This is a genomic window from Caproicibacterium sp. NSD3, from assembly GCF_053613275.1.
Genome location: NZ_CM132119.1, coordinates 1,400,786 through 1,413,805, shown reverse-complemented (window position 1 = coordinate 1,413,805; position 13,020 = coordinate 1,400,786). Strand labels below are relative to the sequence as shown.

Genomic DNA, 13,020 nt, shown 5'->3' with positions numbered 1-13,020 from the left:
TCATATACCGTCTTATTATACAGAAACAATTTTCTAAAATCAAGATAATCGCTTTACGCAGACGTGGAGCGATGATATAATTATTCAGTAGGAGATGATTGCGTGCAAATCGGGATTTCGACCGCTTGCTTTTATCCGGAAGCATTGGAAAACGGATTTGAAAAACTGCTGAATTGTGGCTTTCGTTTTTTTGAAGTGTTCGTTAATACGTTTTCTGAGCTACACCATCCATATCTCGACCAGCTTAAAATTCAGGCAGAAAGCCGTGGTGCGAAGATTTTAAGTCTGCATCCGTTTACATCCGGCTATGAGAGTTTCCTGCTTTTTTCGGCCTATGAGCGTCGATTTGAAGACAGTATGGAATTTTATCGCCAGTATTTTGAGGCAGCGGCGTTTTTGGGTGCAGAAATTTTAGTGCTGCACGGACAGAGAAAAGAGCGCGCAGGGGATATTCCGGAAGAAATCTATTTTGAACGGTATCATCGCCTTTTTGAACTTGGAAAGACTTATGGAGTTACACTTGCACAGGAAAATGTAAATGCGTTTTGCAGCGAAAATCCGGAATTTTTACACCGTATGCGGTCTTATCTGCACGGAGACTGTGCATTTGTCCTTGATCTGAAACAGGCAGTGCGGTCTGGTCATGATCCGTTTGAGACTTGTGCACAGATGGGGGAACAATTAGTACATATCCACCTTAATGATCATAAGCCAGGAAAAGACTGCTTGCTGCCTGGCCAAGGAGTTACGGATTATGGCCGGCTGATGAGGCAACTCAAACGGCAGAACTATAAAGGAAACTTAATTATTGAAGTTTATCGGAAGAATTTTCGCGATCGTCAGGATCTGATTGAGGCCAAGAAAAAGGCAGAAACAATTCAAAAATATTTTTACACAATATCATCTTGAATTTCAGAAAAAATCCGTGCTATAATAAATAATATTGGGATTATATGTTGGGATTAATAATGAGGAGGTGGGCTGATGAAATGTCCATATTGTGGAAATGAAGAAAGCAAAGTGATTGACTCTCGCCCGACAGATGAAGGAGAACGAATTCGCCGCCGCCGGGAATGCCTTAAATGTGCAAAAAGATTTACGACTTATGAAATCATTGAAACGGTTCCGATTGTTGTTATTAAGCGAGATAAATCTCGCGAAACATTTGATCGTAATAAACTGCTGAATGGCCTTCTGCGTGCCTGTGAAAAGCGGCCGATTTCTGTAGATCAGCTGGAACGTGTTGTGGATGAGATCGAAAACATGCTTCAAAATTCTTTAGATCGGGAAGTTCCGTCTTCTTTGATTGGCGAATATGCAATGAAACAGCTGCAGAAAATTGATGAAGTCGCTTATGTTCGGTTTGCGTCGGTCTATCGTCAGTTTCAAGATATTGATACTTTTATGGAAGAACTCAGCCGTATTATGAAAAATAAAAAATAAAGCCATAGAAAGACTTTTGATTTCAAAATGATGTGTATTGTCTATCTGGCAGTACGCATCATTTTTTATTATGAGTTGGGTGGTGCTTTACCATTTTTAACCGGTAATGAATTTTAATATATGGAATAAAATTGTATTTTACGCACTTTTCTGCTTTATTAAGAGAACAAAAATAATAGAAAAAATAACAGGATTGACATTTTTTTATTTTTGTATTAATATAAAAAAGTGTTTATAGATAACTTTACATAATTGTGACTTTTAAAATAAAGAATTGTAAAATATTGTATTTTAATATTTGTGCCTATTTACCTGTTTGAATGATAAAAACAGAGTATACTAGAGTTAGAACTGAAAGATTCCTCTTTTAAAAATGGGAGAGTGCTGAGTTTGGATAAATTTGTAATTACCGGCGGCCGCCGCTTGGAAGGCGAAGTTAATATTAGCGGAGCTAAAAATGCAGCGGTTGCTATTATACCAGCGGTGGCATTATCTGATGATGTGTGCCGTTTGGAAAATATACCAGAGATTACAGACGTTGCTTCTATGTTGCATATTTTGCGTGACTTGGGGGCAAAAGTCCGTTGGGTTAACCATACCACTGTAGAAATTGATCCCCGCCCCATGAATAGTTATGTGGCTTCTTATGAATTGTCGCACAAAATTCGTGGATCTTACTACCTTTTGGGCGCACTTTTGGGCAGATTCCATCATTCGGTGGTTCCATTGCCGGGCGGCTGCTATCTTGGGGTGCGGCCAATTGATCAACATTTAAAAGGATTTGCCGCGTTGGGGGCTTCTTATACGCTTTCCGGCGGCATGGTAGATGTACAGAGCGACCATCTGCACGGGGGTAATGTTTATCTGGATGTCGTTTCAGTAGGTGCGACGATGAACATTATGCTGGCAGCAGCAAAAGTCCCGGGCCTGACGGTGATTGAGAACGCAGCGAAGGAGCCGCATATCGTTGATTTGGCAAACTTTTTGACAACAATGGGTGCGGATGTTCGTGGTGCCGGTACCGATGTGATTAAGATTCACGGAGTGGACCATCTCTGTGGGACAACCTATTCTATTATTCCGGATCAAATTGAGGCTGGAACTTATATGGTGGCTGCCGCTGCAACCGGTGGAGATGTGCTGGTTAAAAATGTGATTCCGAAACATTTGGAATCCATTACGGCAAAGCTGGAAGAGATGGGAATAGAAGTGACAGAATTTGATGAGGCAGTTCGTGTACGCAGTACCGGAGTCCTCAACAAATGTAATATTAAAACAATGCCTCATCCGGGATTTCCGACAGATATGCAGCCGCAGTTTTCGGTTTTGCTTTCTCTGGCGAACGGAACCAGCATGGTGAATGAAAGTGTTTGGGATAATCGTTTTCGCTATGTGGAAGAACTGCGCAAAATGGGTGCTCAGATTTCGGTGGACGGAAAGCTTGCGGTGGTTGAGGGAGTCGATCATCTCAATGCGGCTCCTGTACACGCATGTGATCTTCGTGCCGGTGCCGCGCTGGTGATCGCAGCTTTAGCTGCAAATGGTACCAGCACGATCGAGGGAATTCATTATATCGAACGCGGTTATGAGCACATCGTTGAGAAGCTTCAGGCTCTGGGGGGTCAGATTGAACGGGTTACGGAAGAAAATCCCATAGGAGCGCAGGTAGTATAAAAATCCTTAAGGGATGACAACGGGTCATCCCTTTTTTCTTTTTAGGGGGAAATGCGATTTGGCAAGATTTTGCCCGCTGTTCAGTGGAAGCAGCGGAAACAGTTATTACATAGGCTCTGCAGGAGCGGGAATTTTAATAGATGCCGGTCGGAGTGCCAAACAACTGATTCAGCGGATGGAATTGTGCAAAATTGATCCTAAAACGATCCAGGCAATTTTTGTAACGCATGAACATTCCGACCATGTTTCGGGACTGCGAGTTTTGGCTTCCCGCTTAAAAGTTCCGGTTTACGCATCGAATGGAACGCTTGGAGCATTGGAAAATCTAAAAATTGCCAATGGAAGCTTTCGCGCTTTGCCGCTCGACTGGAACGGGACTAATTGTGCGGGAATGCGTGTTACACCATTCCATATTCCGCATGACTGCGCCGAGGGAGTCGGTTACCGAGTTGAAACATCAGACGGACGAACCGCTGCTTTTGCAACCGATCTCGGCCATTTTACGGAAGAGGTACGGTGCCATATTATGGGAGCCGATTTGGTGGTTTTGGAATCCAATCATGATGTAGGGATGCTCCAGAATGGGCCCTATCCATACTCACTCAAAAAGCGGATTCTTTCGGACACCGGGCATCTCTCCAATATTGCCTGTGCGGATGCTATCTCAGAACTTGTCCGTATGGGGGCTGCCAGATTTTTTCTTGCACATTTGAGCCGTGAGAATAATACACCGGAGATTGCGCTGCAGACAACGCTTTGTGCGCTTACTATGGAGGGGATGAATCAGGGAACGGATTTTGAACTTTCAGTAGCACCTCGGGAAAACCCCGGAGACTTTACGGTGTTTTAAGGAGCGAAAAAATGCTGAATGTACAAATTGTTTGCATTGGAAAACTAAAAGAATCCTATTGGCGTTTGGCCTGCAGTGAGTATGAAAAACGTATGCAGAGTTTTGCAAAGTTTTCCATTCGGGAATTGTCGGAATGCCGTTTGCCGGAAAATCCGAGTGCGGCTCAAATTAAGGCGGCATTACGAGAAGAAGGGGAGCATATTCTTTCTGAGTGCAAAAATACGGAAATAGTTCCGCTTTGCATTGAGGGAAAAGAGATTTCCTCTCCGGATCTTGCAAAATGGATTGGAAATAAAGCAGTTTCTGGGATAAGTTCCATTTCTTTTATAATCGGAAGCAGTTTTGGACTTGATGATTCGGTAAAAGAATCAGGAAATCTACGTCTTTCAATGTCACCGATGACGTTTCCGCATCAGTTGGCACGGGTGATGCTCTGTGAACAAATTTATCGTTCTTTTCAAATTTTGAATCATGGAAAATATCATAAATGAGGCGAATCATTATGAAAACAGGAGTAGTTGATGTTGGCGGCGGACTGCGGGGAATCTATGGAGCCGGTGTGTTTGATTATTGTTTGTTGAAGGGAATCCAGTTTGACGAATGTATCGGGGTGTCTGCAGGCAGCGCAAATATTGTGGCCTATCTCGCAGGGCAGCGCGGAAGAAATTTACGGTATTACCGCGACTATGCCTTTCGGCCAAATTACATGAGTTTGCATAATCTTGTTCATGGAGGTTCTTATCTGGATCTTAATTATGTCTATGGGGTTCTCAGTAATTCGGATGGAGAATATCCTTTGGATTATCCAAAATTTGTAGAAAATCCGGCAGAAATGAAAGTGGTTGCTTCTGAAGCAGTGAGCGGAAAAGTAAAATATTTTGATAAGAGTGATTTTTTAAAGGATAATTACGGAATTCTCGGCGCTTCGTCTGCGATTCCGGTTGTTTGCCGTCCGTATCCATTTCATGGGACTCTTTATTTTGATGGAGCGCTCAGCGATCCGGTTCCGGTGCAAAAAGCGCTGCAGGATGGTTGCGAGCGCATTGTTGTGATTTTGACAAAACCGCGGAATTTAATTCGTACTTCCGGTGGAGATGACCACTTTGTACGTATTTTGCGCCGCAGATATCCCAAGGCGGCACGGAATCTTCATCTTCGGGCAAAAAGGTACAATGAGGGCGTTGCTTTTGCCAAAGAATTGGAGAAAAATGGGAAGGCTGTGATTATAGCGCCGGACCAAATTGCCGGGATCAATACACTTACTAAAAACAAAAATATGCTGGAGCATCTTTATCAGAAAGGATTCAAAGATGCAGAGGTAATTGAAGATTTTTTAGGGTGATAAGACGGTCAATGCCCAAAAAAAATTTGCATAAATAGAAAAAAGAATCTTCAAAATTCAAAAAAATGGAATTGAGTTTTAGGAGATTTTTGAAATTGCAATGAAATTTTTTAAAAAGTGTTATGCAAATTCTCGAAAATTCAGCAAAAAATTCGTAAAACTTGTGCAGAAAATGAAATGACTCTTTTAGAAGGCAAAAAACATTGACACAACCTGTAAAATATAATAAAATATGAGAGTCAAAACGAATACAGCTTAAATGGCAAGGAGGTTCTGAAAACAGGGCGGCTTTGCCATTTTCTATTTTTGAAAACAAGAAGGGGTGATTTCTTGAGATTCACAAAAATGCAGGGAATCGGGAATGATTATATCTACATTAATTGCTTTGAAGAAAAGGTCCCGGATCCGGCAGCTTTGAGCATTCGTTTGTCAGACCGGCATTTCGGAATTGGTTCAGATGGAATTATTCTGATTAAACCGAGCAGACAGGCAGACTGTGAGATGGATATTTATAATGCGGATGGTTCTCGTGCCATGATGTGCGGCAACGGGATTCGATGTGTCGGAAAATATGTGTATGATCATGGAATCTGCAAAAAAGATGTGCTGCGGGTCGATACCCAAAGCGGAGTGAAAACGCTTTATCTGAATGTTCAGAATGGAACTGTTCAATCGGTACGCGTCAATATGGGAGCACCAATTTTGAGCCCTGCTCAGATTCCAGCGGATTTTCCAGGAGATCGGGCGGTCAATGTGCCGCTTTCAGTGGATGGAAAAGAATATCGTGTCACCTGTGTATCTATGGGAAATCCACACTGTGTGACTTTCGTAAAGGATGTTGCTTCTCTGGATTTAGCAGCGATTGGACCTTCTTTTGAAAACCATCCGGCGTTTCCGCAGAGAGTTAATACGGAGTTCGTTGAAGTGCTTTCTGATCACGAGGTAAATATGCGTGTTTGGGAGCGCGGCAGCGGCGAAACTTGGGCTTGCGGAACCGGAGCGTGTGCTTCGGCGGTTGCCTGTATCTTAAACGGGATTACCTGCCACAGCGTGCTGCTGCATCTGCGCGGCGGAGATTTACAGGTAAGCTGGGACGAAAAAGAAAATACTGTTTGGATGGAAGGTCCGGCAGTAACTGTTTTTGACGGAGAAATTGAAATTTGATAATTATTTGATATTAACATAGAAAGAAATAGTTGATTCTTATTATATAGTAGCAGACAAAAGGAGTGTTTTAGCGTTGGTAAAGGCAAATGAAAATCTGGCGAAACTTCCTGCAAGTTATTTGTTTGTAGACATTGCAAAAAAAGTAGAAGCTTTTCAGAAAGCTCACCCGGAAAAAGAAATTATTCGGCTTGGAATCGGTGATGTAACTCGTCCCTTGGTACGCCCGGTTGTAGATGCAATCAAAAAAGCCGCAGAGGAAATGGGACACCCAGAGACTTTTCACGGATATGGACCGGAAGCTGGATATGAGTTCCTTCGAAAAGCAATCATTACTCATGATTACAAAGGATTAAATGTTTCAGAAGACGAAGTCTTTGTCAGTGATGGAGCCAAAAGCGATACTGGTTCTATCGGGGATATTTTCAGTGTCGATAATGTCGTTGCAGTTTGTGATCCGGTTTACCCTGTTTATGTGGATACCAACGTGATGGCAGGCAGAGCGGGGACTTATGCAGAAGGAAAAGGCTGGAGCAAGATCGTTTATTTGCCCTGCAAAGAGGAAAATGAATTTTTGCCTCAGCTTCCAAAGCAGGATGTGGATATGATTTATCTTTGTTTCCCCAATAATCCTGCTGGTGTTAGCATTTCAAAAACGGAACTCGAAAAATGGGTTCAGTACGCGTTGGATCATCAAGCGGTTATCCTGTATGATGCAGCATATGAAGCGTTTATTTCTACCCCCAATGTACCGCATAGTATTTATGAGATCGAGGGCGCAAAGAAGTGTGCAATTGAATTTCGCAGTTTCAGTAAAACGGCTGGATTCACCGGTACCCGCTGTGCGTTTACAGTGATTCCCAAAGAGCTTGTGATCGATGGCATTTCTATGAATCGTCTCTGGAGCCGCCGTCAGTCCACAAAGATGAATGGTGTTTCTTATCCGATACAGCGTGGGGCAGAGGCTGTTTATTCTGAAGAAGGACAGAAATTGGTCCGTGAAAACATTGCATATTATAAACAAAATGCCCACATTATTGTAGATGGATTTAAAAAAGCTGGATTCACTGTTTATGGTGGTCAGGATAGCCCTTATGCATGGCTCAAAGTTCCGGCGGGGATGACCAGCTGGGAATTCTTTGATCAGCTTTTGGAAAAATGCGGCGTCGTTGGTACTCCCGGAAGCGGATTCGGAATGGCAGGAGAAGGATTTTTCCGCCTGACTGCATTTAATACTAAGGAGAATACGGAGAAAGCAGTTAAACTGATTGTCGATGCTTTTTCAAAAGAAAAATAGAGTTTATTTATAAAGAGGGCCCCTGGTTCAAGGGCTCTCTTTGTGCGGAACTGGGAAATTTAGAAGATGAGTTTAAAAGAATGGTTGGTGATTGAATGAAGGCATTACTAATGTTGGAAAACGGGATGACCTTTGAAGGAACCGGATTTGGCGATGAGCACAATGTTGTAAGCGAAATTGTTTTTAACAGTGCAATGTGCGGCTATCCGGAGCTTCTTACGGATCCCTCTTATGCCGGGCAGGGTGTTGTGATGACTTATCCCATGATCGGAAATTATGGGATCTGCTATCAGGACGCTGAGTCTACACGTCCGTGGCTGAGTGCGTATATTGTTCATTCGGTTTCGAACGTAGCGAGTAATTTCCGTTGTGATATTGACTTGGATCATTATTTGAAACGCTATCAGATTCCTGGCCTGCAGGGAATTGATACCCGTGCACTTACCAGAATTTTACGGGAGAGCGGTACCATGCGCGGCATGATCGCGTATGGCGATTCGATCGACCTTGAAGCGATGAAAGAGCAGATCGAAAATTTCAAAATGGAAAGCTATGTGCCGAAAGTCAGTATCCGCGGCGGCAAAGTGTATGGCGATGGCAGCGTAAAAATTGCGCTGATGGATTATGGTGTTAAAGGGAATATTATTCGCTGTTTAACAGAGCGCGGCGCAACAGTAAAATGCTTTCCTTGGGATGCTTCTTATGATGAAGTCAAAGAGTGGAAGCCGGATGGAATTATGTTAACAAACGGACCTGGAGATCCGCAGGACTGCAAAAAGCCCATTGAGGAAATCAAGCGGATCTATGCTTCCGGAACACCGACCTTTGCAATTTGTCTGGGACATCAGCTGATGGCGCTTGCCAACGGCGGAGATACCTATAAATTGAAATATGGTCACCGCGGCATCAATCATCCGGTCAAGGATCTAAAAGCCAACAGAGTTTATATTTCTTCACAGAATCACGGCTTTGTCGTAGATGCTAAAACAATGGATCCGAAGATTGCTGAACCAAGCTTTATTAGTATGAACGATGGCAGTATCGAGGGATTTGATTATAAGAACGGCCGAGTCTTTACCGTGCAATTTCACCCGGAGGCAGCAGGTGGTCCACATGATACGCGATTCCTTTTTGACCGCTTCATGAATCTGATCGGAGGTGCTGCCCTGTGAGTAAACGTTCGGAAATTAAAAAAGTAATTATCATTGGGTCCGGCCCTATTATTATCGGACAGGCGGCAGAATTTGACTATGCAGGAACACAGGCATGCCGTGCAATTCGAGAAGAAGGAATAGAGGTTATTCTGATCAACTCCAACCCGGCGACGATCATGACCGATAAGCAAATTGCCGATAAGGTATATATCGAGCCTTTGACCGTCGAAACCGTTAAGAAAGTAATCATTAAAGAAAAGCCTGACAGCATTTTACCAACTCTGGGCGGACAGAATGCATTGAACCTTGCAGTTGAACTGGAAGAGAGCGGCTTCTTAAAAGAACATCATGTCGAAATGATCGGTACGAGTGCCGATACGATTCGTATGGCAGAAGACCGTGAACTTTTTAAAGAAGCGATGGAGCGGATTGACCAGCCATGTGCGAAATCTGTGATTGCAGAGAGTCTTGATGAGTGTTTTGATGCAGCTGATAAAATTGGGTATCCGGTTGTTGTGCGCCCCGCTTATACATTGGGCGGCAGCGGCGGCGGAATTGCTCATACAAAAGAGGAACTCGAAGAGATCGGGACACTTGGACTGCACCGCAGCCGTGTACATCAGGTACTGATCGAGCGTTCTATCGAAGGCTGGAAAGAAATTGAGTATGAAGTAATACGCGACCATAACGGAAACTGTATTACCGTTTGCAATATGGAGAATCTTGATCCGGTCGGCGTTCATACCGGCGATTCCATCGTGGTAGCACCATGCCAGACGCTTGCCGATAAAGAAACGCAGATGCTGCGTACCGCTTCTTTGAATATTATTCAGGAGCTCGGGGTCGAGGGCGGCTGTAATGTGCAGTTCGCGCTGAATCCGGACAGCTTCGAATACTGTGTAATCGAAGTTAACCCTCGTGTAAGCCGTTCTTCTGCGCTTGCAAGTAAGGCAACCGGGTACCCGATTGCAAAGGTAGCGAGTAAAATTGCTTTGGGCTACACTTTGGACGAGATTAAAAATGCAATCACAAAGAAGACGTATGCCTGCTTTGAACCGACTTTGGACTATTGTGTCGTAAAGATTCCTAAATGGCCGTTTGATAAATTCTTGAATGCAAAGCGTGTGCTGGGTACACAGATGAAAGCAACCGGCGAAGTGATGGGGATTGCCCCAACTTTTGAAGCTGCTTTGATGAAAGCAATTCGCTGTTTGGAACAAAATCTCTTTAGTTTAAAAGATCATCGCATGGATTCTTTCTCGGATGAAGAAATTTTGGAGCGGGTACACAATGTGGATGATCGTCGTCTGTGGACGGTAGCGGAAGCATTACGCCGTGGGTATTCTCCGGAAAAAATTCACGAGATCACCAAGATCGATTTGTGGTTTATCGGCAAGCTGGCTGCAATTATCGAGATGGAAAAAGCACTTTCTGAGCAGAAGATGACAAGAGAGCTTCTGCTGAAAGCGAAAAGCATGGGATTTTTGGATCGTACGATTGCTGAGCTTTCTGGTGAATCCGTGGACGAGCTTCGGAAAATGCAGGATGAGTGGAAGATTACTCCGGTTTATAAAATGGTAGATACTTGTGCTGCTGAGTTTGAAGCAGAGACACCGTACTATTATTCCACCTATGGAGTTGAGAATGAATCTAAGCCTGAAAGCCGCCGTAAAAAGATTGTGGTTATCGGTTCCGGCCCAATTCGTATCGGGCAGGGAATTGAATTCGACTTTTGTTCCGTACACAGTGTTTGGGCGTTAAAAGATCTTGGCTATGAGACGATTATTGTGAACAATAATCCAGAAACGGTTTCTACCGATTTTGATATTGCCGATAAACTTTACTTTGAACCACTGACGGAAGAAGATATCCTCCATATCGTAAAACTGGAAAAGCCGGATGGCGCTGTCTGTCAGTTCGGTGGTCAAACAGCGATTCGTCTGGCAGCTTCTATCGAAAAGATGGGTGTTCCGGTTCTCGGTACCAGCAGCGACAGTATTGATCTTGCGGAAGATCGGGAACGGTTTGATGAAATCCTTAACGACTGTAAGATTCCCCGTGCGGCAGGACATACCGTTTTCACCTGCGATGAGGCATTAAACGCGGCGCATCAACTTGGTTATCCTGTTTTGGTTCGTCCGAGTTATGTCCTTGGCGGTCAGGGAATGCAGATTGCCTATGAAGATTCCGATATTGTCAATCAGATTGGAATTATCAATCAGATTGCGCAGGAACATCCGATTCTGGTTGATAAGTATATCATGGGAACCGAAGTGGAAGTTGATGCTGTCTGTGATGGAACCGATTCGGTGATCCCCGGAATTATGCAGCATGTTGAGCGTGCCGGGATTCATTCTGGAGACAGTATTTCCGTTTATCCTGCGATCGGAATCAGTGAAGAAGCACAGGAGACCATTGTTGAAGATACTCGTAAACTTGCAAAAGCTTTAAAAGTTAAAGGACTTCTTAATGTTCAGTTTATTGTGAAAGATGAAGTCGTCTATATCATTGAGGCAAACCCGAGATCATCCAGAACGGTTCCTTATATCAGCAAAGTGACCGGAATTCCGATTGTGCCGCTGGCAGTGCGCACCTTCTTCGGAGAGACATTGCCGCAGATGGGTTATCAGTATGGTCTTCAGAAACCGCATGATTATATTGCCATCAAGATGCCGGTTTTCTCGTTTGAGAAAATTCATGGTGCTGATGTCAACTTGGGACCCGAAATGAAATCCACCGGTGAAGTCCTTGGAATTGCCCGCACCTATGATGAAGCACTGATCAAAGCGTTTTACGGCGCCGGAACGCATATGATCAAGAATGGCCGCGTTATTATTACGGTCAAGGACAGTGATAAGGCGGAAGTCCTTCCGATTGCCAAGGGACTTTATGATTTGGGCTGGACGATTTATGCAACACAGGGTACGGCGGAATATCTTAATGATCATGAAATCCCGACAATTCGAACTCATAAAGTTGGAATGAATCAGCATGATATTATTAATCTGATCATGTCTGGAAAGATTGATTTGGTAATTAATACACCGAGTAAGGGCATGCAGCACGATCGGGATGGTTTCTTGATTCGCCGCAATGCGGTAGAAGCCGGAATTCCATGCCTGACATCGCTCGATACCGCGAATGCGTTTTTAACATGTGCACGCCATGTTGAAACAACGGAACTTTCCGTTGTAGATATTACGCATGTAAGCACATTTTTAAACTTGGTTTAAATAGGATTAGTCAAACGATATTTTACTTTAACGGAGGTAAATGAAAATGGAAAAGAAAGAACAACTGTACGAAGGAAAAGCAAAAAAGGTATTTGCAACGGAAGACCCGAGATACTGCATCGTATCCTATAAAGACGATGCAACTGCATTTAACGGCAAAAAGCGTGGTACCATTGTTGGCAAAGGCGTTGTCAATAATAAGATGAGCAATTTTATGTTTCAGATGCTTGAAAAAGACGGTATTCCGACCCACTATGTGAAAGAACTCTCTGACCGCGATACTTTGGTAAAAAAAGTACAGATCGTTCCACTGGAAGTGATCGTCCGCAATGTTGCTGCGGGTTCTTTCTCCAAACGCCTTGGTGTAGAAGAAGGTCAAAAACTGCTTTGCCCGGTTTTGGAATTTTGCTATAAATCCGATCCGCTCGACGATCCAATGGTGAATGATTCCCATGTCCTTGCAATGGGCTGGGCTACTCAAGAAGAAATTTCTACAATCCGTAAGATGACACTGCGCATCAATGAGTTGATGAAAGAATTTTTCCTGTCTGTTGGAATTGATCTGATCGATTTTAAATTGGAGTTTGGCCGTTTTGAGGGCAAGATCCTTTTGGCTGACGAAATTAGCCCGGATACCTGCCGCTTCTGGGACGTCAAGACTCATGAAAAACTGGATAAGGACCGTTTCCGCCGCGACTTAGGTGGTGTGGAAGAAGCTTATGCAGAAGTTATGAAGCGGATCGGTCTGTAAGATTTTATGAAAAATCAGAAATCCCGCACCGGATATTTTTCCAGTGGGGGATTTCCCGATTTCCCAATAGAAAACAAAAAGAAAGCCCCCAAAAGTTCTGCAAATGAATTTT

Annotated in this window: 11 protein-coding genes; all 11 read left to right on the top strand. The window is 43.6% G+C overall.

The features are described from left to right. The first annotated feature begins 102 nt into the window (after window positions 1-102). The gene (locus ACVS9P_RS06985) at window positions 103-909 is read left to right on the top strand and encodes a sugar phosphate isomerase/epimerase family protein (protein ID WP_452102869.1); all 807 of its coding nucleotides are present in this window, start codon (window positions 103-105) and stop codon (window positions 907-909) included. 75 nt (window positions 910-984) lie between these two features. After that, a complete protein-coding gene (gene nrdR / locus ACVS9P_RS06980; RefSeq protein ID WP_452102868.1) occupies window positions 985-1,443 on the top strand; it encodes a transcriptional regulator NrdR in 459 nt (152 codons plus the stop codon). A 390-nt stretch (window positions 1,444-1,833) separates the two neighbouring features. Beyond that, window positions 1,834-3,117 carry a UDP-N-acetylglucosamine 1-carboxyvinyltransferase gene (locus tag ACVS9P_RS06975; protein ID WP_452102867.1) on the top strand — a complete coding sequence of 428 codons (1,284 nt, stop codon included), beginning with the start codon at window positions 1,834-1,836 and terminating at the stop codon, window positions 3,115-3,117. Between the two features lie 58 nt (window positions 3,118-3,175). After that, on the top strand, window positions 3,176-3,967 hold the full coding sequence (locus ACVS9P_RS06970; RefSeq protein WP_452102866.1) for an MBL fold metallo-hydrolase: 792 nt from the start codon (window positions 3,176-3,178) through the stop codon (window positions 3,965-3,967). 11 nt (window positions 3,968-3,978) lie between these two features. After that, the gene (locus ACVS9P_RS06965) at window positions 3,979-4,458 is read left to right on the top strand and encodes a 23S rRNA (pseudouridine(1915)-N(3))-methyltransferase RlmH (RefSeq protein ID WP_452102865.1); all 480 of its coding nucleotides are present in this window, start codon (window positions 3,979-3,981) and stop codon (window positions 4,456-4,458) included. An 11-nt stretch (window positions 4,459-4,469) separates the two neighbouring features. Next, window positions 4,470-5,309 carry a patatin-like phospholipase family protein gene (locus tag ACVS9P_RS06960; RefSeq protein ID WP_452102864.1) on the top strand — a complete coding sequence of 280 codons (840 nt, stop codon included), beginning with the start codon at window positions 4,470-4,472 and terminating at the stop codon, window positions 5,307-5,309. A 330-nt stretch (window positions 5,310-5,639) separates the two neighbouring features. Next, window positions 5,640-6,473 (top strand): diaminopimelate epimerase, encoded by an 834-nt coding sequence (gene dapF, locus ACVS9P_RS06955; protein WP_452102863.1) that lies wholly within the window; start codon window positions 5,640-5,642, stop codon window positions 6,471-6,473. A gap of 76 nt (window positions 6,474-6,549) precedes the next feature. After that, window positions 6,550-7,770 carry an LL-diaminopimelate aminotransferase gene (locus ACVS9P_RS06950; RefSeq protein ID WP_452102862.1) on the top strand — a complete coding sequence of 407 codons (1,221 nt, stop codon included), beginning with the start codon at window positions 6,550-6,552 and terminating at the stop codon, window positions 7,768-7,770. Window positions 7,771-7,865: 95 nt separating this feature from the next. Beyond that, the gene (locus ACVS9P_RS06945) at window positions 7,866-8,942 is read left to right on the top strand and encodes a carbamoyl phosphate synthase small subunit (protein WP_452102861.1); all 1,077 of its coding nucleotides are present in this window, start codon (window positions 7,866-7,868) and stop codon (window positions 8,940-8,942) included. Further along, window positions 8,939-12,157 (top strand): carbamoyl-phosphate synthase large subunit, encoded by a 3,219-nt coding sequence (carB, locus tag ACVS9P_RS06940; RefSeq protein WP_452102860.1) that lies wholly within the window; start codon window positions 8,939-8,941, stop codon window positions 12,155-12,157. The genes ACVS9P_RS06945 and carB overlap by 4 nt, the downstream gene beginning before the upstream one ends. 46 nt (window positions 12,158-12,203) lie before the next feature. Further along, a complete protein-coding gene (gene purC, locus ACVS9P_RS06935; RefSeq protein WP_452102859.1) occupies window positions 12,204-12,908 on the top strand; it encodes a phosphoribosylaminoimidazolesuccinocarboxamide synthase in 705 nt (234 codons plus the stop codon). The last annotated feature ends 112 nt before the right edge of the window (window positions 12,909-13,020 follow it).